The organism is Salmonella sp. SAL04162 (assembly GCF_046551535.1).
GTDB classification, from domain to species: Bacteria; Pseudomonadota; Gammaproteobacteria; order Enterobacterales; family Enterobacteriaceae; genus Salmonella; species Salmonella enterica.
Genome location: NZ_JBGDVX010000001.1, coordinates 309255 through 328675 on the forward strand (window position 1 = coordinate 309255; position 19421 = coordinate 328675).

Here is a 19421-nt window from a genome sequence, read left to right on the forward strand (position 1 = left end):
ATTACCCTCCCCATGTCACATTAACTTCAATATTAGGATACATTGCTTTGAATTGAGTTATAACCTCTGAACATGAGGGGCATACTTTTAATTCCGAATATAGATCAATACGACCTTTTGCCGTTGTTGGAAATTTATTGGCTATATGTTCAAATATTTTAACTTCAGAATCGAAAGCCCTGTCCCGCCCTACACACCGGTCACGCCTTCCCAGCGAATCTCGCCTTTCTCATCCGACAATCGCTCCGGCATACCGTTCGGCTGACAGAGATACCGCGATACTGGCTTTCTTTACCCCTGCCTTCCACCCTTACCAGCGGCGTGTAGCTGCTCTGACTTCATACACATACAGCCTTGTTCTGCCATCCTGTTCCTCTGACAGCAACCGCAACTCTACCCAGCGCATCAAAACTCTATATATCCATCTCCATTTGAGTGAATGAGATTACCATTATCTTTTTGAATAATTATTTTATAAATGCAAGAAAAACCATCCCCCAAGTCTTTCTTGGAAGCGAATATATAATGAGTATCTGTCCTAGGAAAATCAATATGTTGAGCTGATAATGGTATTTTAAATTGTTCAAGAAAAACCATTGGCCTTCCATTAAAATATGGCCAATCATATTCGCCCACCCATTTAGGGGAATCTTTCATAGATACAAAAGAAAATTTAATCATTTCATCCAGCCATGCCTTCTTATTTTTAGGTTGCACGTTCAAATAATCACTATATAATTCACGGGCAAATAATTCCCCCTGCTTACCGTCAGCAGATGCTTTATATTTAGCCGCAACCTTAGAAACTTCAGCCCAAAAATCTCTAAATTCTTTACTATCTGACATATATCATCTCCGTCAATTAAGGTGTCCATGTTCCCGGTGCTTGCGTTATTTTAATAATCTCCCATCCAAAATTTCGATAACCTCCATTGAAGAATGCCTCCATGGATCAACCCACTCTAGTGGGTAAGGCCACCTGCTAAACTGATCGGGCCGAGGAGTACGATATAACTGAAGCTCGGAGTTACTGGCAGTTTTGCATACAAATCACGAAATATAATTGCACCATAGTTTATATGCTACCGCCATACCCTGATCATCTTCCATCTGCACCCATGTAGTTTATGGCATAAATTGTTATTCACAAAGCGTAGACATCCAAAGCCTTTACTGAAACAGTATTTTCAATTTGCATCTGTGAGATCAAGAAAGTAATTCATTCATAGAAATAATGGTTTCTGGTGACAATCACAACATGTTGTTTCAAAATATACAAAATTTATGTATTTTATGATGAACTATAAGTATGGGGTATGATTTTGTGTTTGGGCATCAGTTCCATTTGAAAATGTAATCACAATGCTGGTTTCAATATAATTCTATATAAAAACATTAAGATTATACCGATAATTTTTTATTAGTGTCAGGAGGTGGTAATGCATTAACACAGAGATAACCATCTAAGTAAAATAAATGGTGTTAGATGAATTAGAGAACTATAAAGTAATTAATAGCATAAGTAAAAAAATCAAAAAAATAAGTCTATTAATTGAAAATATTCTGGATTGGATAGCGATGTAATTAAAAGACTCTGATTATTGTTTTTATTATATCCTGTTATTGATAATTTCAGGAGAATTGTTTTGTATTCATAAATCAAATGAAATGTTCTATTTTGATATTTCCTGATTATTGTTAATGTGTTTGGTATCAATTTTAGTATTTGATTTTTATTTGCCAGTGGTGTTTCTGTTTGTAATAACTGACGATGATATTGAGTCCCTCTGGAAGATAAATAAAGGAGAATGTGATATGAGTTCGGTTCCTTATCACAGTAACAATTCCGTCATGCCGGTCCGGGTAACGATTTATGAAGCCGTTAATATTATAAAAAAGCAAGCTAATGAAGAGCTTACAGCCAGTGAAATATGACGTTATGCGCTCTATGGGCACCTTACGCTATCCATCTATTTTCAGTCTCCGGTGATCTTTCGGCGGATTAAAACCAGAAAAAATAAAATATTTTTAATGAAGGGAAAGGATGATCCAGTTAATCGACTCTGTTACCTGAACAGTGATATCATTTTATGAGCAATAGCTGGAGGGTGAAAACTGAAGGTGATTACATCTCTCCACCCAGTCATATAATGGATACACCATTACTAGGCTATGAATATGTTATGCTGCAACGATTTCTGGCGCATTCACTGAATCTACCGCTACCGGAGAGCGGGCAGTGTAATATCTATTCTGGCGTTCTTGTCAGTGATGGAAGTGATATTTTTCAGGTTTTTGAATATCAGTCTCTGGAGCAAAGGATTTTTTAGCAGTTACAATTAATTCCGGTAGATAAAGCAAGCCTTTGCCATGACGAAATCAATAAAATACAGTTCGACAGAAGAAAGATTACTTTCCTGTCTATCATTTTCCAGGAGATGCCTGTTTCGTTGTAAAAATGTAGCATCTTGAGTCATTCATCAGCCGGTTTTATTCCTCTCAGACTAAGCCATCAACACAGATTTCAACGCCGCTGTCGCGGTTATTATGGCTTGCCTGTAAACATAATGAACACACTAATTCTCTGCTTGACCACCCTTATAAACTGGCCGCACGAGATCACAGGAACCTCTCACGATGATGCGCATGTATTCTGGTTTACGACATCAGAAAATGTGGCGCGTTTATTGCCAGGTAGGCGTTGGAAGACGTCACTTATTTACGCCAGGTTTCAGCCATAGCGACGGGCATGGATAAAAAGAGTATGGCAATCAGCGGGATAATGCTAAAAAACAATTAATATTTTTTTAACAAAACTAAAGCTTGCTATGTTCAGTTAACCATGCGTTAATGGTTGTGCGGTTTGATACAAACTTATCTGAAGTAGTGATTGTAATATTTCTCATCATTTGTTCCTCTTGAGATCTCCTTTAGGTTTTTTTCTCTCTGATAATTTTCTTCAGGCCATTTTGCCCAAGGGCTCATTCAAAAGGTAACAATATTATGACGACGAAAATCACTGGTTTAGTAAAATGGTTTAACCCTGAAAAGGGCTTTGGTTTCATTACGCCTAAAGATGGCAGCAAAGATGTGTTTGTGCATTTTTCCGCCATTCAAAGTAATGAATTCCGCACTCTGAATGAAAATCAGGAAGTGGAGTTTTCAGTAGAGCAGGGACCAAAAGGTCCATCAGCGGTCAACGTTGTGGCGCTTTAAGGCAACTGATATTACTAATAAAATTCACTTCCGGTGTCCATGTTGCCATGGTTCACAATACAGAACATCGACATTCGATGTTACTGAGCAAAACCCATTTGGCGCGAAATGTATTTTTTGTAAGTCAACCATGATCACTTTTGATAATGTTGGATTATACATTCGCTCAGGGCAGGTTCCGCTAGATTTTAGAAAATAATTCATATTAGCTCCGTATCGGAGCTTTTTTATGCCCGATGATTATCATCTATAGACGCTGACATCCATCATCTATAGTGGCATTTACCTTTCCCCAAAGGTGTTATTTCTCTTGCAGACAGCGCCTGAAAAGAGCGACGTTGTCTTCATCTATCCGATGAAGCCAGGTCACCTGTCTTTGCGCCCTTATCCGTTATTTAATTCTTGCCCTATAATAACAAGCCCGCGCTAAGCACGGGCTTGAATAACATAAAGCGTCTTAGAACTGGTAGACCAGACCAACACCTACGATATCATCGGTTGCAATACCGTTGTTTGCGTAGAAGTCATCATCTTCGTCCAGCAGGTTGATTTTATAATCAACGTAGGTGGACATATTTTTGTTGAAGTAGTAAGTCATACCGACGTCAACATATTTAACCAGATCTTTGTCGGTGTAACGCCAGTTGCCACGATGGACTTCCTGACCGCCTAAATCTTTGCCCTTAGACTGCAAGTAGGCGATGGACGGACGCAGACCGAAATCGAACTGATACTGCGCAACCACTTCAAAGTTCTGGGTTTTGTTAGCAATACCGCCATTATCTTCGCCATTGCCGCCGCCATAATAGGTCATGTTGCGGGTTTCAGCGTACATCGCCGCCAGGTAAACATTGTAGGCGTCATATTTGGCACCTACGGTCCAGGCTTCAGCGGTTTCACCACCAGCATAGTTGTTGCGCTCATTCATGCCGTCGCCATAACCACGAGCAACCTGATTGTCCGTACGGTCAGAGGAAGAGTAGGCCGCACCCAGGCTTAACCCGAAGTCAAAGTCGTAGGAGGCAGACATACCGAAACCGTCGCCGTTTTCACGGGCCAGTTTGCGGCTGCCGCCGTTACCTGTACCTTCACCAGCACCGCCGTTTTCATTATTACCCTGGTACTGCAACGCGAAGTTCAGGCCTTCCACCAGACCGAAGAAGTCGGTATTACGGTAGGTAGCAACGCCGTTGGTTCTGCCCAGCATATAGACATCGGTCTGGGTATAAGTATCACCGCCGAATTCCGGCAGCGCATCGGTCCAGGCTTCAATGTCGTAGATAACACCATAGTTACGGCCATAATCGAAAGAGCCGTACTCGCCGAATTTCAGACCGGCAAAGCCCAGACGAGTCCAGGAGTTTGCACCTTCGCCTTCGGTGGTGTTCACCTTAATGTTGTATTCCCACTGACCATAGCCGGTCAGCATATCGTTGATTTGCGTTTCGCCTTTAAAGCCAATACGGGCGTAGGACTGGTCGCCGTCGCTGCCTGCGTCGTCAGAGAAGTAACGCAGACCATCAACTTTGCCGTACAGGTCGAGTTTGTTGCCATTTTTATTATAAATTTCAGCCGCATTTGCTGCGCCTGCCACTAATAACGCCGGGACAAGCAGTGCCAGAACTTTTCTGTTCATTATGTATTCCCTTATGATAATAATTTATATGAATATGTAGCCACTTCAACAAAACTACAAATTGATACTATTCTATGAAGTTCATGGAATTTAAAAAATAACATGTAACAAAGGTATTTAAAATATTTCAATTTGTTTCTATTTGGTTTTTTATAATAAAGACTATATAAGTAACTAAGAATATATATTCTATAATTATCATTTTTTATCAATGGGTTATGTGTTTTGATTTGATGGTTGTTGGTGTGAATATAATTTGTTTTTTATATGTATTTGATGCTTTGATTATGAAAAAACATAAAAAAAACCGGCATAAATGCCGGTAATGTGGGTAATGATAAAATAAATGATAAAAGGCTAATAACCGAATCATTCTGACACTTAATGCTAATAAAATAAAACGCTATCGCGGTGCGTAAAAATAAGTTGTTCTGGTTATGGGTTATTCTGCATCAGAGTGCGATTCAATCACCATTCCCTTATTTAACAGCAGGTTCAGCGCCAGGCGTAACATTAACTGAGAATAAACTATTTGTGGAATGAATAACCAAAACAGGTGGATAAGGTATTCTATGGTCGAAATGTGATTAATGTCACATTATAATGTAATTAATGTCATATGACTTACATCACAAAAGCGGAGTAAAGTTTGAGTACCAGGGAGGACAACGCCACCCGTAGCATGGGTGGCAAATTAGCGTTATGGGTTTTTTATACCTTTTGCGGCTACTTCATCTGGGCGATGGCGCGTTGCGTGTGGCTGATGTCCGCCATACAAACCGAGCCGGTTCTCGGCCCAATCAGCACTCCTGGCAGCGCAACGGAAAAATGGCTTAACGCGCTTTCGCTGGGCGTCGTCTGGCTTATTCTGGGGAGTATTGCCTGGTATACCCGGCCTCGCAAAAACAGGGCTTATCCCGCCGACACTAAGCCAGAAACGCGCAAGTAAGCAGGGATGTAAAGTGGTGGCGGATATGTCAGGATAGCGAACCCTGTGCTCAGGCATGTAATAAAAATGGTCTGCTATAAAGAGAGGGCGTATGGACTCAGGATACTGGCAATCGCAGTTTGAAGACTGGCTACGTCACCACCACCAGGAACAGGATGCCGCCCATGACATCTTCCATTTTCGTCGTGTTTGGGCAACCGCGCAAACGCTGGGGGAAAACAGTCCTGTCGACTGGCTGGTGGTGCTATCGGCATGTTATTTCCATGACATCGTCAGCCTGGCGAAAAACCATCCGCAGCGGCATCGTTCTTCCATTCTGGCGGCGGCAGAAACCCTGCGTATTTTTCTGCGGGATTTTCCTGACTTTCCGGCAGAAAAACTGGCGGGTATTTGTCATGCTATCGAAGCGCATAGTTTCAGCGCAAACATTGCGCCCGCCACGCCAGAGGCAAAAATCGTGCAGGATGCAGACAGGCTGGAGGCGTTGGGTGCCATTGGTCTGGCGCGGGTCTTTGCGGTCTCCGGCGCGCTGGGCGTCGCGCTGTTTGATGCCGACGATCCCTTTGCCGACAGACGGCCTCTTAACGATAAGCAATTCGCGCTCGACCATTTTCAAACCAAACTGCTGAAACTGCCGCTGACGATGCAGACCGAACGGGGCAAGTACCTGGCGCAGCGTAATGCGGATTTTCTGGTGTCGTACATGGCGAAACTGAGCGCTGAGCTGAAAGGCGACTATGAAACACGGGATGAGGCGGTCATCCAGATGTTTGCTACGCATCAGTAACCCCTGCCGCTGAAACGTAAACCGCGTCATTTTATGTTAGTCTGTCGGCAATTATTTTTGGCCGGTTAAATGTATGCAGGAAAATATTTCAGTAACACACGCCCGGAACCTCATCGCCGACGACGCCGGAAGCGAGATCCAGGCGATGCTGAGTCAATTGCTGGAAATCTACGATGTTAAAACGCTGGTGGCGCACCTTAACGGCCTGGGCGAACAGCACTGGAGCCCGGCCATCTTAAAGCGCGTAATGATGAACGCGGCATGGCATCGCTTGAGCGACAATGAACTCACCTGTCTTAAAACAGGGTTGCCGACGCCGCCAGCGCATCATCCGCATTACGCCTTTCGTTTTATCGATCTCTTCGCGGGCATCGGCGGCATTCGCCGCGGATTTGAAGCGATAGGCGGACAGTGCGTGTTTACCAGCGAATGGAATAAGCACGCGGTACGGACATATAAAGCGAACTATTTTTGCGATCCGCTGCAACATCGCTTTAATGAAGATATCCGCGATATCACGTTGAGCCACCGGGAAGGGGTCAGCGATGATGAGGCGGCGGAACACATTCGCCAGCATATTCCGCAACATGATGTCCTGCTGGCGGGCTTTCCCTGTCAGCCATTTTCTCTGGCGGGCGTTTCCAAGAAAAATGCGCTGGGCCGCGCCCACGGCTTTGCCTGCGAGACTCAGGGGACGTTATTTTTTGATGTCGTAAGAATTATCGACGCTCGCCGCCCCGCGCTGTTTGTGCTGGAAAATGTGAAAAACCTTAAAAGTCACGACCAGGGCAACACCTTCCGCATTATTATGCAAACGCTCGATGAACTGGGATATGACGTGGCGGATGCCGCTGACAATGGCCCGGACGATCCGAAAATTATCGACGGGCAGCACTTTCTTCCTCAGCATCGGGAACGTATTGTGTTGGTGGGATTCCGCCGCGATTTAAACCTGAAAACCGATTTTACGTTACGCAATATCGCCCGCTGTTATCCACTGCGCCGTCCGACGCTGGCAGAACTGCTGGAGCCCGTCGTCGAAGCCAAATATATCCTGACGCCGGTGCTGTGGAAATATTTATATCGCTACGCGAAAAAGCACCAGGCGCGGGGAAACGGTTTTGGCTATGGCATGGTTTATCCTGACAATCCGGAAAGTGTGGCGCGCACGTTATCTGCTCGTTACTACAAAGATGGCGCCGAAATTCTGATCGATCGTGGTTGGGATATGGCGAAAGGCGAAGTGGATTTCGACGATGCTGGCAACCAACAACATCGTCCCCGCCGACTCACGCCGAGAGAGTGCGCGCGTTTAATGGGATTTGAGGCGCCGCAAACGTACCAGTTCAGGATACCTGTCTCGGATACGCAGGCCTATCGCCAGTTTGGCAATTCCGTGGTGGTGCCGGTATTTGCCGCGGTAGCAAAGCTGCTGGAACCCAAAATTCACCAGGCGGTGACGCTGCGTCAGAGAGAGACGGTAGATGGCGGACGTTCACGATAAAGCCACGCGCAGTAAAAATATGCGCGCGATAGCGACCCGCGATACGGCTATTGAAAAACGTCTTGCCGGCCTGCTAAGCGCGCAGGGGATTACGTTTCATACTCAGGACGCGACATTACCAGGCAAGCCGGACTTTGTGGTGAATGACTATGATTGTGTGATTTTTACTCACGGCTGCTTTTGGCATCATCACCACTGTTATCTGTTCAAAGTACCGGCCACGCGAACGGCTTTCTGGCTGGAAAAAATCGGTAAGAACGTTGAGCGCGATGAGCGCGATATTCAGCGTTTACAGGCGCTTGGCTGGCGGGTGCTGATCGTCTGGGAGTGCGCCTTGCGCGGACGAGCGAAATTGAGCGACGCGGCGTTGGCGGAGCGCCTGGAAGAGTGGATCTGCGGCGGCGGCGCCAGCGCGCAGATCGACACCCAGGGGATTCATCTACTGGCGTGAATCTTCCGTTTTACACGGCGTGACCACCGCCTTGACAGGAAACAGGTACTTACCCAGAGTCACCAGCACTACGGCAAACACAATCACACCCAGCGCGGCCCATTCAACGGGCGATAACCTCTCGCCGCCCAGGCCAGTGCCAAGCAACACGGCGACAACCGGATTCACATAGGCGTAGCTGGTCGCCAGCGCCGGACTGACGTTGCGAATCAGGTACATATAGGCATTAATGGCGATAATAGAACCGAACAACGCCAGGTAGCCGACGGCCATAAACCCCGATAAGCCAGGCAGCGTGGCGAGCTTTTCGCCGGAAAGAAATGCCGCGCAAAGCAATACCACGCCCGCCGCCAGCATTTCAATCGCGCCCGCCATCATGCCCACAGGGAGGGCGATGCGCGAGCCGTAAACGGAACCAAATGCCCAGCTCATCGAACCTATCAGGATCAAAATCGCGCCCCACGGATTGCCGCTTAAGTTGCCGCCGCTGTTCAGCAGAATAATCCCGGCAAGTCCAATGGCAATCCCCACCCATTCTAATTTGCGCGTTTTAATACCAAAAAAGTAGCTAAAGCACAGCGTAAATAGCGGGACAGTGGCGACCACGACGGCAGCAATGCCTGATAGCACGTTTTGATGCTCCGCCACCGTCACCAGACCGTTACCCACCGCCAGCAGCAGTAGACCAATCAGCGCGGCGTTGATGGTCTGGCGCAGCGGCGGAAGTTTTTCGCCGCGCAGCAGCAAAAACGCCATGAGCAACATCCCCGCCGAGAGAAAACGTACGCCTGCCATCATCAGCGGCGGCCAGCTTTCAACGCCTATGCGGATAACAAAATAGGTAGACCCCCAAATGATGTACAAGGCAAAAAGCGCGCCAAAAAGAGGTAATAACTGCCGGAAACGCATAATCACTCACGGTGAAATAAAAAGGGTGGATATAGTAAACGTCAAAATTATTATGCTGGCGAGCATTATAATTGTCCTTTTGGAATAAAAAGGCGTTGACCCGCGCCGCCGGTTTCGGCATTGCGCGTTTTGCTACATACTTAACGTCTTAGAAGAAAAGACCGAGGAAATCATTTTGGCAGGAAGTAGCTTACTGACATTACTCGACGATATCGCCACGCTGCTGGACGATATTTCGGTAATGGGCAAATTGGCCGCGAAAAAAACCGCGGGCGTACTGGGGGACGACCTGTCGCTCAATGCACAGCAGGTGACCGGCGTTCGTGCTAATCGCGAGCTGCCAGTGGTATGGAGCGTGGCGAAAGGATCATTAATCAACAAGGTTATTCTGGTGCCGTTGGCGCTGCTGATAAGCGCATTTATCCCGTGGGCCATTACGCCTTTATTAATGTTAGGCGGCGCGTTTCTCTGCTTTGAAGGGGTAGAAAAAGTCCTGCATACCTTTGAGGCGCGAAAACACAAAGAAGACCCGGCGGAGCGGCAAAAACGTCTTGAGGCGCTGGCTGCACAAGATCCTTTGGCCTTTGAAAAAGATAAAGTAAAAGGGGCGGTCCGTACCGATTTCATTCTGTCCGCTGAAATTGTGGCAATTACCTTGGGGATTGTCGCGCAGGCGCCGCTGCTTAATCAGGTGTTGGTACTGGCGGGGATTGCGTTGGTTGTGACCATTGGCGTGTATGGCCTGGTGGGTATTATTGTCAAACTGGATGATATGGGGTACTGGTTGGCGGAAAAGCGTAGCGTGCTGGCGCAGGGCGTCGGTAAAGGATTACTGATTATCGCGCCCTGGTTAATGAAAGCATTATCCATTGTCGGTACGCTGGCGATGTTTCTGGTCGGCGGCGGGATTGTCGTACACGGTATTGCGCCGCTACACCATGCCATTGAACATTTTGCGCAGCAGCAGGGGGCTTTCATGGCGCATACGATCCCTGCGGGGCTGAATCTGGTGCTCGGCTTTATTATCGGCGCCATTGTGGTGGCGCTGGTGAAAGGTGTGGCGAAAATTCGCGGTGTTTCGCACTGATTTTCTACAATGAATTATGCAAAATTGCCCATCCTCGTCTAAGGTGAAAACGTTTCATCTGATACAGGAGGCAGGTATGGTCTTTTCTGTCAGTGAGGAAGTTACCGTGAAAGAGGGTGGGCCCCGGATGATCGTCACCGGTTATTCCAGCGGAATGGTAGAGTGTCGCTGGTATGATGGTTTTGGCGTAAAGCGGGAGGCATTCCATGAGAATGAGCTCGTGCCAGGCAAGGAAAGGCGCGTGCGGGACGAAGCCCGATGACAAAACGCCCGGTTAATGCCGGGCGTTTTGCTGTGGAGAAAAAGAGTCGTCGCGCTGCGACATGCTGCTACCTGGTTATGCCAGGATTGAGTGGTATCCCTTGATGAGGTCTGGCTACCGTAAGCCATCAGGGGGCGTTGTATCAATAACCAGGAGTTACCAGGGTGCCGCACGAAACACTGTTAGATAATCAAGGCTGGTTTAAAAAGCTGGCGCGGCGTTTTGGTCCCGGTCATGTCGTCAACACCTGCTTTCTGATCGTAATGCTGTTCTCGACGCTACTTACCTGGCGGGAAGTGATGATACTGAAAGACGCGTATGTCGCCAGTCAGCGCAATCATCTGGGGAGCGTCGCGAATGTCCTTGACCGCCAACTGCAATTCAACATGGACAGGTTGATCTTTTTACGCAACGGTATGCATGAAGCGCTGGTGGCGCCGCTGGCTTTTTCCGCATTGCAAAGCGCGGTGACGCAGTTTGAGCAACGACGCGTCAGACATTTCTGGCAACTGGAGTTGGATAAGCGGCGGACATTGCCGTTATATGGCGTTTCCGATCAATTTGTCGCCCGGACGACGCTTCTTTCGCGGGAGAGTCGTGACCTGGCAAATGAATTGACCGCCACTCTGGAGTTAGGGTATCTGGCGCGTCTGGCTCGCTCATCCGCCATGCTGACGCTGGAGACGATGTATGTTTCTCGCTCAGGGTTTTACCTCTCAACTCTCCCTACGGCGTACGGTAGCGATATTGTCTCCCGTTACTATCAGTACGTGACCCAGCCCTGGTTTATCGAGCAAAGCCAACGGCGTAACCCACAGCGCGGCGTGCGGTGGTTTACCTCCGCACAGCCCTATGTTGCTGACGAGCAGAAAAAAGTGACAGCCAGTCTACCGCTGGATCACGATAATTACTGGTATGGCGTACTGGCAATGGATATTCCCGTCGCGTCATTACAGCGGTTCCTGCGCGATGCGGCCGAAAAGGATATTGAAGGGGAATATCAGCTATACGATAACCATCTCCGTTTGTTGACGGACTCCGCGCCGGAACAACAAACCGCGAATACGTTAAATGACCGTGAGCGCGCCTTACTGGCGCGTGAAATAGAAAAAGATACCCTGGGCGGGCTGCGTTTAGGAACGCATTATGTAAGCTGGGAGCGGCTGGATCATTTTGATGGCGTCCTGCTGCGCGTGCATACACTACGTGAAGGCATCCAAGGGAATTTTGGCAGTATTAGTATCGCGCTGACGCTGTTATGGGTGCTTTTTACGGCGATGCTGTTGATCTCCTGGGGCGTTATTCGACATATGGTCAAAAACATGTTTGTTCTGCAAAATTCGCTGCAATGGCAGGCATGGCACGATCCGCTGACCCGGCTATATAACCGTGGCGCGCTGTTTGAAAAAGCGTCCAGGCTGGCAAAGCGCTACCGGGAAGCCCGCCAGCCATTTTCTGTGATACAGCTGGATTTAGATTATTTTAAAAGCGTTAACGATCGCTTTGGTCATCAGGCAGGCGATCGCGTGTTATCCCATGCCGCTGGGCTCATTGGCAGCACCATTCGAGCGCACGACATCGCCGGACGGGTAGGGGGCGAAGAGTTTTGTATCGTGCTGCCCGGCGCGACGAAAGCGCAGGCGCTGCAGATTGCCGAACGCATACGCCAGCGCATTAATGACAAAGAGATTCTGGTGACGAAAAGCACGACGCTTCGTATCAGCGCGTCAATGGGGATCAGTAGCGCGGAGGAATACGGCGACTATGATTTTGAGCAGTTGCAGTCGCTGGCCGACAAACGGCTTTATTACGCCAAACAGTCCGGACGTAACCGTATTTGCGCCAGCGACGCGACTCAGGAGCGGGAAAAGAAATAGTCCATTCCTTCGCGCCAGCCATCCGGCCCTTCGTTCTGGCTACGGTAGACGCGCTGAGGATCGTCGTTACGCAAATGTACGCCCTCCCGGTTTAGCCCTTTGACGACAACCGCATAATCCATCACATCCAGTAAAGGCGCATCATTGGGGCCGTCTCCTAGCCCCAACGTCAGAGGACGCGCGCGCCACTGCCGACGATATGCTTCTATCAGCCAGTTAGCAGCCTGATCTTTACCGGCGGAGGCGTCCAGCACATGCCAGAAACGGGCACCATGGACAAATTGCAGTCCCAGGTCATTTAAATGGGCGACAAACTGCGCCATGCGTTCATCGCTATCGCGCCAGATCAGCGACACCGACGCTTCATGCAGACGGGTTAGGGCAGACTGTGCCCGGTTTAGGCCCGTCCATTCGCTTATCACCTGATCGTCAACGTCATCAAACGTGGTGAACTTAAACTGTTCCTTTTCACGCAACTTATGCAGGACGAGGCGGATTTCGTTGTGAGAAATACCGGCAATCAGACGGGGATAGTTGGGATGGTCTTCCCAATGAACGTCCAGTTGGATCACCGCGCCGTTTTCCGCAATCAGCGGCAGTCCCTGTAGATTTAACGTCGTCTGGAGCTGGAGCATTTCAGCCGCGGTTTTACTGCTACAGAGGATCACGGGCACGCCGCTTTCATGCAGGCGTGTAAGCCAGGGGGCCGCGGGCTGCCACTCAAACGTGTGGCTGTTCAGCAATGTGCCGTCCAGATCGGTAAAAATCAGCAAGGGGTCATGGATTGAGAGCATTTTTTCCTCATTTTCCGTTGCAACGGCGGGCTTATTTCCAGGAAAAGTCCTAAAGCACACCCGAAAGAAGTCGAACGCTAACTGGAACCGATCCCGTCGCTTCCAGGCAGCACATGCGTTGTCACACTTTTGCTACCGAACTATTAGCGCGCTTAATCATTCATGTAAAAAATATTTACTTGTCATGCAAAAAAATTGCAGATAAGGTAAATCTCACATCAGATTTCCTGGTGTAACGAATTTTCAAGTGCTTCTTGCATAAGCAAGTTTGATCCCGACCCGTAGGGCCGGGATTTTTTTCGGCCATTTTTAACGGTTTACTTCTGTTACACTAAAATCATGAATATCCAGCTCGAATGCTTCAGCTAATTCATGCCATGTATGATATTCCCGTCCGTCTACGCTCACCCGCTCAGGATCTTCCTGGCTACGGTGAACCTCGCTTTCGCTGATTTCATTGATGGCCGCCAGTAGCGCATCTACATCGACGCTCACTTCGCGCTTGGCCGTATCACTGTACTCTTTTGCCGTTTTCATCTTCACTACCTCACGGGTTCCTGACAGCCTAAGTATAGACCGTTGAGAAAACCAGCAAACACGCCGGCAAGGCGCTGTCAGACGCAGAAAATTGTTCTACACTGGCACAAAGCGACAGGAGGAAAATGATGAAGGTGAATGATCGGGTAACCGTTAAAACGGACGGCGGTCCCCGCCGACCGGGCGTGGTACTGGCAGTGGAAGAATTTAGTGAAGGCACAATGTACCTGGTTTCGCTGGAGGATTACCCGCTCGGCATCTGGTTCTTCAATGAGTCAGGTCACCAGGATGGTATTTTTGTCGAGAAGGCGGAGCAGGACTAATTGAGCCGGACTGGAGGTACATTGCCAGTCCGGATGTCTCAGCGCATGTTAACAAAAATGCCGTTAGTGACGTTATCTGTCAGCCGTACTACATGATAGATCACTTGTTTATTATGCGTTTTTATCTTTCTTTTTATATTCCCCTTATGGGAGGATACTGTTTTTGCTTTAATATTCATTCTGTCAGAAATCTGAATGGTTCCCTGACCTTCCATCCACATTCGCAACATGCTGGATTCAGTTCGACTTAACGATAATGTTGGTAAATTTATGGTTCCTGAAATACCCGACTCTTTTTTCAGAATATCGCCAAGAATGGTATCCAGCGAGTCAGGTTTAATCGATTTTGAGCTAATCAATAAGTTTTTTCTTACTAATAAATATTCATCAAAATGCACATTAGCAATTGCCATAAAAACAATAAATAACGTGTCAGGATGTTGATTAATGATTTGCTTTATTTGTTGACTGTCTGAAGGCGTATGAATGAAACAGTCCTCATTAATAAACACCACCGAAGGCTGATGCGCGCCACAAGCGATAGCGAGTTCGTCAACGGTTTCGATGTCGTTGATTTCCCTTTTTTTCACCCCTCTGCTGACCAGATACCCGCTTAACCCTAGCCGGGTGTAACTGCATAAATCCATAATAATCGTTGACATGGCATACCCTCACTCAATGCGTAACGATAATTCCCCTTACCTGAATAACTCACCATAATCAGACGGAACACGAATAGTCACCTTAGACAACGCTTACGCGGTTTTTCAGGCGAACTTACTATCCCGTAAAGTTACATATAATTTGCCAGGAATCATCTTAAAGTAAAGTGAATGTTGCGTTATGTGAGTGAAGTAAAAACAAATAAGGGGCAGCGGATATATCCTGGTGAATGTTTTTTAAAATTTATTTTCGGATAAACCTTAGTAAAACAGGATAAAAATTATGGGTTATTATTTATCGGCATCTCGCTAACAATATCAGCAAGCAAATTGAAAATTTCGCTGAATAAATGTTCGCAAAACGGCGCAATTAATGGCATTAGCGCGGCCATCAGCATAATGCCGACGGTGAGGGTAAGCGGGAAACCGATAACAAATATCGAGAGCTGCGGCGCCATGCGGTTTAATAGCCCCAGCGCCAGGTTGAGCGTAAGCAGGAGGGTAATGACCGGCAATGCCAGCATCAGTCCGTTTAAGAAAATGAGCCCTCCGGCCCTGGCGAGCGCCATAAATGCATTACTGTTCACCGGGTTACTCCCGATGGGCAGAGTGTGGAAGGTATCGACCAGCAGCGAAATAAGCCACAAATGGCCATTAAAGGTGAGAAACAGTAGCATGGCGAGCATATCCATAATACGCGCCAGAACCGGCATATTCAGGTGGCTGCCCGGGTCGACGAAGGTGGCAAAGGAAAGCCCCATTTGCAGACCGATAAACTCACCTGCGGTACGCACCGCCGCAAAGGCGAATTGCATGGTAAATCCCAGCGCAATACCGATCAGAATTTGTTGCATCGCCAGCCATAAGGCGGCAATAGAAAAAAGCGGCGTATCGTTTGCCGGTAGCGACGGCGCGATAACGAGGGTAATCATTATTCCCAACCCCAGTTTTACCCGCTTGGGAATAGCGCGCTCGCTGAGGATTGGCGCCGTTGAAATCAGCGCCAGTACGCGCAGCAAAGGCCAGAAATAGAGATGCAGCCAGTATAGCCATTGCTCGCTTGTAACCTGAATCATCGTTCTGTTTATCCGATGATATAAGGTAAATTGCTGAACAGAGTGCGTACGTAGTCCAGCAGCAGGTTGAGCATCCACGGGCCGGCAACGATAATTGCGATGAATACCGCGACGATTTTAGGGATAAACGACAGCGTCATTTCATTAATCTGAGTCGCGGCCTGCAAAATACTGATAATGAGGCCGGTAATCAGCGCGACGAGTAACAGCGGCGCAGCCAGGGCGAGAGCGACTTTCATCGCCTCGGTGCCCATCATCATGACGGATTCAGGAGTCATTTTGCGCCTCTAACTGTAAAAGCTTTGGGCCAGCGACCCCACAAGCAGTTGCCAACCATCGACCAGCACAAACAGCATCAGCTTAAACGGCAGGGCGATTGTCGCTGGCGGCACCATCATCATCCCTAACGCCATCAATACGCTGGCGATCACCAGGTCGATAATCAAAAAAGGGATGAAAATCGTAAAACCGATCTGAAATGCCGTCTTTAATTCGCTGGTGACATAAGCGGGCAGGAGGATACGCATCGGTACTGCTTCCGGTCCCTGTAACGGACCGCTATTGGCCAGACGGGCAAACAGCGCCAGATCGGCTTCGCGGGTTTGGCGCAGCATGAACGCGCGTAACGGTTGCGCGCCTTTATCCAGCGCTTCCTGCATAGAAATTTTCTGCTCGCTAAACGGCTGGTAAGCGTCCACGTAAATCTTGTCAATGACGGGCGACATAATAAAAAAGGTCAAAAACAACGCCAGTCCGAGTAACACCTGGTTTGGCGGTGCCGAGGGCGTGCCCAGCGCGTTACGCAACAGGCCAAAAACAATGATGATACGCGTGAAGCTCGTCATCATCAGTAAAATCGCCGGCAGAAACGTCAGCGAGGTGATGAAAACCAGCGTCTGGACGGATAATGACCAGCTTTGGCCTCCGCCCGCTAATGGTTGGCTGATAAGCCCCGGTAGTTGCGCAGCGGCGGCGGGACTAAAAAGCCACAGACCCGCCAGAGAAAGGAATAACAAACGGCGCATCAGGATCTCCCGGAACGCTTGAGTAAGTTCTTCATCATGTTCTGGAAATCCGCCGGTGGGGCAACGGGTGCTTCCGTGTCATTCTCCGCGGGCGGGAGGGTGTGCAGCAGGTTGATCTGCGAGGCGGTCACGCCCAGTACCAGACGCGCATTTTCGACCTCGACAATCACCACGCGTTCGCGCGGGCCAAGCGAGGCGCTGGCTGACACCTTGAGTCCCCGGACGCTATTTCCTTTTGGTACGAATCCCATACGCTTAATCATCCAGGCCGCCGCCAGAATGAGCGCAATAATGCCAATTAATGCGCCGCTCACCTGCATGAGCGGCGATCCGGCTGGCGCGGTGGGCTGAGAAACCGTGGCTTCTGTCTTCATCATTAACGACTCAAACGACGCATACGCTCGGATGGCGTAATAATATCGGTGATACGTACGCCGTATTTATCCGCCACGACGACCACTTCACCCTGGGCAATCAGGTAGCCATTAATCAGGATATCCAGCGGCTCGCCCGCCAGCCCGTCCAGCGCGACGACCGACCCCTGCGTCAGACGCAACAGTTCTTTAATGGTCATTCGCGTGCGGCCCAGCTCTACGGTCAGTTTGACCGGGATATCCATAATCAGATCGATATCCTGCATAGCACCGCTGACATCGCCGCCGCCAAGCTGTTGGAAAACCGCGTCGGCGGCGCTTTTATTGGTGGTCGCTTTTTGCTCGTTTAACGCGTCAGCCCACAGATCATCCAATGCGCCAGTATTCTCATCGGACGGATTATTTATGTCACTCATTTGGGCTGTTCCTCATTCAGCGAATTCAAAATTGGGTTGATCAAATGTTCTACGCGTAGCGCATACTGTCCGTTTACGGTGCCATATTGGCTGGTGAGTACCGGAACGCCGTCCACATGAGCAATAATGCGGTCGGGTTTTTCAATCGGCAGTACATCGCCGGGTTTCAGCTTCAAAATCTGGGAAAGACGTAACGGAATATCGGCAAAATTGGCTACCAGCTCCAGTTCAGAGTGCTGAACCTGGCGCACCAGGTTATCACGCCAGTTCTGATCTTCATGGCGCGAGTTTTCCAGCGGCGGATTCACCAGCAGCTCACGCAGCGGCTCGATCATGCTAAATGGCAGACAGATGTTAAATTCACCGGTCAGATTGCCGATCTCCACATGAAACGGCGTATTGACGACGATATCGTTCGGCGAGGTGGTGATATTGGTAAATTTCACCTGCATTTCGGAACGTACATACTCCACTTCCAGCGGATTAATGGCTTTCCATGCGTCGCTATAGCCTTCCAGCGCCAGTTTCAGCATACGGTTGATGACCCGCTGTTCCGTATGGGTAAACTCGCGGCCCTCGACTTTGGTCGGAAAACGGCCGTCGCCGCCGAACAGGTTATCGACGGCAATAAACACCAGACTCGGCGAGAACACCACCAGCCCGGTGCCGCGTAGCGGCTTCAGGTGGATCAGGTTCAGGTTGGTCGGTACCGGCAGGTTACGCGCAAATTCGTGATACGGCTGAATACGTATGGCGCCCACGGTAATATCCGGGCTGCGGCGCAGCAGGTTAAATAATCCCATCCGGAACTGGCGTGCGAAACGCTCGTTAATAATCTCCAGCGCCTGCAAGCGTTCACGCACGACGCGACGCTGGGTATTGGGATCGTAAGGGCGAATATCGCTATCGCTTGCGATACCGGGAGTGGGTTCGTCTTTGGTGTCGCTGTCGCCGTTCAACAGCGCATCGATTTCAGCCTGAGAAAGAATACTATCGCCCATATCGTTACCGCAGAATAAAAGCTGTATAAAGCACGTCAGTGACGACCTGTTTTGGTTGTCCGGCAACGAGCGGCGCGGCCAGCGTCTCTTTAATGGCGGCAATCAGTTTTTGTTTGCCAGCTTCTGTTGAGAGCTCGGCGGCATTCTGACGGGAAAACAACAACAGCAGACGGCTGCGCACTTCCGGCAGATATTCATTTAATCGCGCGCGCGTCGCTTCGTCTTTCAGACGCAGGGTCACGCCGATATACAACACGCGATCCGCATCGCCCAGATTGACGGTAAACGTATCCAGCGCAAAAAATACCGGCGCGGGCGGCGGAGCCGGTTCCGCTTTAGCGTTCGTGGTCGGTTGCTGCTGCATACGCCAGTAGCTATAACCGGCGGTCGCGCAGGCGGCGAGGGTAATCAACACCAGCAAAGGTATCCAAATCGAGCGTTTGCTCTTTTTGTTAATCGCGGAGTCAGTCATCTGATACGGGCTTCCTGTTTCGGTACTGCTTATTGGCTGATTATCCCGTGTCCTGTCCACGAC

At 48.9% G+C, this 19421-nt stretch carries 24 protein-coding genes; 10 read left to right on the forward strand and 14 right to left on the reverse strand.

Going from position 1 to position 19421, the window contains the following annotated elements; translation table 11 throughout:
* Window position 1 precedes the first annotated feature (1 nt).
* Window positions 2-214, reverse strand: coding sequence for a deaminase domain-containing protein (locus ACLJRH_RS01650; RefSeq protein WP_049815089.1), 213 nt, complete (start codon window positions 212-214; stop codon window positions 2-4).
* Between the two features lie 191 nt (window positions 215-405).
* Window positions 406-846 carry a hypothetical protein gene (locus tag ACLJRH_RS01655; protein ID WP_023136573.1) on the reverse strand — a complete coding sequence of 147 codons (441 nt, stop codon included), beginning with the start codon at window positions 844-846 and terminating at the stop codon, window positions 406-408.
* A gap of 2157 nt (window positions 847-3003) precedes the next feature.
* Here ACLJRH_RS01655 and ACLJRH_RS01660 point away from each other — a divergent pair.
* Together ACLJRH_RS01660 and ACLJRH_RS01665 are read left to right on the forward strand one after the other, a co-directional pair.
* Window positions 3004-3216 (forward strand): cold shock domain-containing protein, encoded by a 213-nt coding sequence (locus ACLJRH_RS01660; RefSeq protein ID WP_000208509.1) that lies wholly within the window; start codon window positions 3004-3006, stop codon window positions 3214-3216.
* A gap of 10 nt (window positions 3217-3226) precedes the next feature.
* Window positions 3227-3415, forward strand: coding sequence for a hypothetical protein (locus ACLJRH_RS01665; RefSeq protein ID WP_024131163.1), 189 nt, complete (start codon window positions 3227-3229; stop codon window positions 3413-3415).
* Window positions 3416-3673: 258 nt separating this feature from the next.
* On the opposite strand, the gene ompS1 is transcribed toward ACLJRH_RS01665, so the two are convergent.
* Entirely contained in the window at window positions 3674-4852 is a 1179-nt protein-coding gene (gene ompS1, locus ACLJRH_RS01670) for a porin OmpS1 (protein WP_023137089.1), read from the reverse strand.
* Between the two features lie 649 nt (window positions 4853-5501).
* On the opposite strand from ompS1, the gene drpB reads away from it, so the two are divergent.
* From drpB to ACLJRH_RS01690, 4 genes are all read left to right on the forward strand, one after another.
* Window positions 5502-5801 (forward strand): cell division protein DrpB, encoded by a 300-nt coding sequence (drpB, locus tag ACLJRH_RS01675; RefSeq protein ID WP_000107430.1) that lies wholly within the window; start codon window positions 5502-5504, stop codon window positions 5799-5801.
* Between the two features lie 91 nt (window positions 5802-5892).
* Window positions 5893-6588, forward strand: coding sequence for a phosphohydrolase (locus tag ACLJRH_RS01680; protein WP_023137090.1), 696 nt, complete (start codon window positions 5893-5895; stop codon window positions 6586-6588).
* A gap of 73 nt (window positions 6589-6661) precedes the next feature.
* Window positions 6662-8092, forward strand: a complete 1431-nt coding sequence (locus ACLJRH_RS01685; RefSeq protein ID WP_023137091.1) for a DNA cytosine methyltransferase — start codon at window positions 6662-6664, stop codon at window positions 8090-8092.
* Window positions 8073-8543, forward strand: a complete 471-nt coding sequence (locus ACLJRH_RS01690; protein WP_000785978.1) for a very short patch repair endonuclease — start codon at window positions 8073-8075, stop codon at window positions 8541-8543. Before ACLJRH_RS01685 ends, ACLJRH_RS01690 begins: the two co-directional genes overlap by 20 nt.
* Here the strand turns inward: ACLJRH_RS01690 and yedA are convergent.
* Window positions 8532-9452, reverse strand: coding sequence for a drug/metabolite exporter YedA (gene yedA / locus ACLJRH_RS01695; protein ID WP_023137092.1), 921 nt, complete (start codon window positions 9450-9452; stop codon window positions 8532-8534). The genes ACLJRH_RS01690 and yedA overlap by 12 nt on opposite strands.
* Window positions 9453-9621: 169 nt before the next feature.
* On the opposite strand from yedA, the gene ACLJRH_RS01700 reads away from it, so the two are divergent.
* The 3 genes from ACLJRH_RS01700 (at window position 9622) to dgcQ (ending at window position 12678) form a co-directional block, all read left to right on the forward strand.
* The gene (locus tag ACLJRH_RS01700; RefSeq protein ID WP_085920526.1) at window positions 9622-10539 is read left to right on the forward strand and encodes a DUF808 domain-containing protein; all 918 of its coding nucleotides are present in this window, start codon (window positions 9622-9624) and stop codon (window positions 10537-10539) included.
* A 76-nt stretch (window positions 10540-10615) separates the two neighbouring features.
* Window positions 10616-10801 (forward strand): YodC family protein, encoded by a 186-nt coding sequence (locus ACLJRH_RS01705; RefSeq protein WP_000232161.1) that lies wholly within the window; start codon window positions 10616-10618, stop codon window positions 10799-10801.
* A 164-nt stretch (window positions 10802-10965) separates the two neighbouring features.
* Window positions 10966-12678 carry a cellulose biosynthesis regulator diguanylate cyclase DgcQ gene (gene dgcQ, locus ACLJRH_RS01710; protein ID WP_001119828.1) on the forward strand — a complete coding sequence of 571 codons (1713 nt, stop codon included), beginning with the start codon at window positions 10966-10968 and terminating at the stop codon, window positions 12676-12678.
* On the opposite strand, the gene ACLJRH_RS01715 is transcribed toward dgcQ, so the two are convergent.
* Both ACLJRH_RS01715 and yodD read right to left on the reverse strand, forming a co-directional pair.
* Window positions 12657-13472, reverse strand: a complete 816-nt coding sequence (locus tag ACLJRH_RS01715) for a mannosyl-3-phosphoglycerate phosphatase-related protein (RefSeq protein ID WP_000948786.1) — start codon at window positions 13470-13472, stop codon at window positions 12657-12659. The two genes, dgcQ and ACLJRH_RS01715, sit on opposite strands and share 22 nt — an antisense overlap.
* 309 nt (window positions 13473-13781) lie before the next feature.
* Window positions 13782-14009 (reverse strand): YodD family peroxide/acid resistance protein, encoded by a 228-nt coding sequence (yodD, locus tag ACLJRH_RS01720; RefSeq protein WP_000844798.1) that lies wholly within the window; start codon window positions 14007-14009, stop codon window positions 13782-13784.
* A 128-nt stretch (window positions 14010-14137) separates the two neighbouring features.
* On the opposite strand from yodD, the gene dsrB reads away from it, so the two are divergent.
* The gene (gene dsrB / locus ACLJRH_RS01725) at window positions 14138-14332 is read left to right on the forward strand and encodes a protein DsrB (RefSeq protein ID WP_000867218.1); all 195 of its coding nucleotides are present in this window, start codon (window positions 14138-14140) and stop codon (window positions 14330-14332) included.
* A gap of 38 nt (window positions 14333-14370) precedes the next feature.
* On the opposite strand, the gene rcsA is transcribed toward dsrB, so the two are convergent.
* From rcsA to fliL, 8 genes are all read right to left on the reverse strand, one after another.
* Window positions 14371-14994 (reverse strand): transcriptional regulator RcsA, encoded by a 624-nt coding sequence (gene rcsA, locus ACLJRH_RS01730; RefSeq protein ID WP_000103971.1) that lies wholly within the window; start codon window positions 14992-14994, stop codon window positions 14371-14373.
* Window positions 14995-15275: 281 nt separating this feature from the next.
* On the reverse strand, window positions 15276-16070 hold the full coding sequence (gene fliR / locus ACLJRH_RS01735) for a flagellar biosynthetic protein FliR (protein WP_000616953.1): 795 nt from the start codon (window positions 16068-16070) through the stop codon (window positions 15276-15278).
* Between the two features lie 8 nt (window positions 16071-16078).
* Window positions 16079-16348, reverse strand: coding sequence for a flagellar biosynthesis protein FliQ (gene fliQ / locus ACLJRH_RS01740; protein WP_000187355.1), 270 nt, complete (start codon window positions 16346-16348; stop codon window positions 16079-16081).
* Window positions 16349-16357: 9 nt separating this feature from the next.
* Window positions 16358-17095: a flagellar type III secretion system pore protein FliP gene (fliP, locus tag ACLJRH_RS01745; protein WP_001253411.1), complete on the reverse strand. Its 738-nt coding sequence runs from the start codon at window positions 17093-17095 to the stop codon at window positions 16358-16360.
* On the reverse strand, window positions 17095-17472 hold the full coding sequence (gene fliO, locus ACLJRH_RS01750; RefSeq protein ID WP_000978275.1) for a flagellar biosynthetic protein FliO: 378 nt from the start codon (window positions 17470-17472) through the stop codon (window positions 17095-17097). Before fliO ends, fliP begins: the two co-directional genes overlap by 1 nt.
* Window positions 17472-17885 carry a flagellar motor switch protein FliN gene (fliN, locus tag ACLJRH_RS01755; RefSeq protein ID WP_023136534.1) on the reverse strand — a complete coding sequence of 138 codons (414 nt, stop codon included), beginning with the start codon at window positions 17883-17885 and terminating at the stop codon, window positions 17472-17474. The genes fliO and fliN overlap by 1 nt, the downstream gene beginning before the upstream one ends.
* Window positions 17882-18886, reverse strand: coding sequence for a flagellar motor switch protein FliM (gene fliM / locus ACLJRH_RS01760; protein ID WP_000502811.1), 1005 nt, complete (start codon window positions 18884-18886; stop codon window positions 17882-17884). Before fliM ends, fliN begins: the two co-directional genes overlap by 4 nt.
* A gap of 4 nt (window positions 18887-18890) precedes the next feature.
* Window positions 18891-19358, reverse strand: a complete 468-nt coding sequence (gene fliL, locus ACLJRH_RS01765) for a flagellar basal body-associated protein FliL (RefSeq protein ID WP_000132169.1) — start codon at window positions 19356-19358, stop codon at window positions 18891-18893.
* Window positions 19359-19421: the final 63 nt, after the last annotated feature.

What these genes read in the sequence shown, in the direction of transcription:
- ACLJRH_RS01685 (WP_023137091.1), top strand. Translation starts at nt 6,662, where the DNA reads ATGCAGGAAAATATTTCAGTAACACACGCCCGGAACCTCATCGCCGAC.
- fliL (WP_000132169.1), bottom strand. Translation starts at nt 19,358, where the DNA reads ATGACTGACTCCGCGATTAACAAAAAGAGCAAACGCTCGATTTGGATA.
- yedA (WP_023137092.1), bottom strand. Translation starts at nt 9,452, where the DNA reads ATGCGTTTCCGGCAGTTATTACCTCTTTTTGGCGCGCTTTTTGCCTTG.
- yodD (WP_000844798.1), bottom strand. Translation starts at nt 14,009, where the DNA reads ATGAAAACGGCAAAAGAGTACAGTGATACGGCCAAGCGCGAAGTGAGC.
- ACLJRH_RS01660 (WP_000208509.1), top strand. Translation starts at nt 3,004, where the DNA reads ATGACGACGAAAATCACTGGTTTAGTAAAATGGTTTAACCCTGAAAAG.
- ACLJRH_RS01690 (WP_000785978.1), top strand. Translation starts at nt 8,073, where the DNA reads ATGGCGGACGTTCACGATAAAGCCACGCGCAGTAAAAATATGCGCGCG.
- fliM (WP_000502811.1), bottom strand. Translation starts at nt 18,886, where the DNA reads ATGGGCGATAGTATTCTTTCTCAGGCTGAAATCGATGCGCTGTTGAAC.
- dsrB (WP_000867218.1), top strand. Translation starts at nt 14,138, where the DNA reads ATGAAGGTGAATGATCGGGTAACCGTTAAAACGGACGGCGGTCCCCGC.
- fliP (WP_001253411.1), bottom strand. Translation starts at nt 17,095, where the DNA reads ATGCGCCGTTTGTTATTCCTTTCTCTGGCGGGTCTGTGGCTTTTTAGT.
- ACLJRH_RS01680 (WP_023137090.1), top strand. Translation starts at nt 5,893, where the DNA reads ATGGACTCAGGATACTGGCAATCGCAGTTTGAAGACTGGCTACGTCAC.
- fliR (WP_000616953.1), bottom strand. Translation starts at nt 16,070, where the DNA reads ATGATTCAGGTTACAAGCGAGCAATGGCTATACTGGCTGCATCTCTAT.
- fliQ (WP_000187355.1), bottom strand. Translation starts at nt 16,348, where the DNA reads ATGACTCCTGAATCCGTCATGATGATGGGCACCGAGGCGATGAAAGTC.
- ACLJRH_RS01715 (WP_000948786.1), bottom strand. Translation starts at nt 13,472, where the DNA reads ATGCTCTCAATCCATGACCCCTTGCTGATTTTTACCGATCTGGACGGC.
- ACLJRH_RS01705 (WP_000232161.1), top strand. Translation starts at nt 10,616, where the DNA reads ATGGTCTTTTCTGTCAGTGAGGAAGTTACCGTGAAAGAGGGTGGGCCC.
- ACLJRH_RS01655 (WP_023136573.1), bottom strand. Translation starts at nt 846, where the DNA reads ATGTCAGATAGTAAAGAATTTAGAGATTTTTGGGCTGAAGTTTCTAAG.
- ompS1 (WP_023137089.1), bottom strand. Translation starts at nt 4,852, where the DNA reads ATGAACAGAAAAGTTCTGGCACTGCTTGTCCCGGCGTTATTAGTGGCA.
- rcsA (WP_000103971.1), bottom strand. Translation starts at nt 14,994, where the DNA reads ATGTCAACGATTATTATGGATTTATGCAGTTACACCCGGCTAGGGTTA.
- fliO (WP_000978275.1), bottom strand. Translation starts at nt 17,472, where the DNA reads ATGATGAAGACAGAAGCCACGGTTTCTCAGCCCACCGCGCCAGCCGGA.
- fliN (WP_023136534.1), bottom strand. Translation starts at nt 17,885, where the DNA reads ATGAGTGACATAAATAATCCGTCCGATGAGAATACTGGCGCATTGGAT.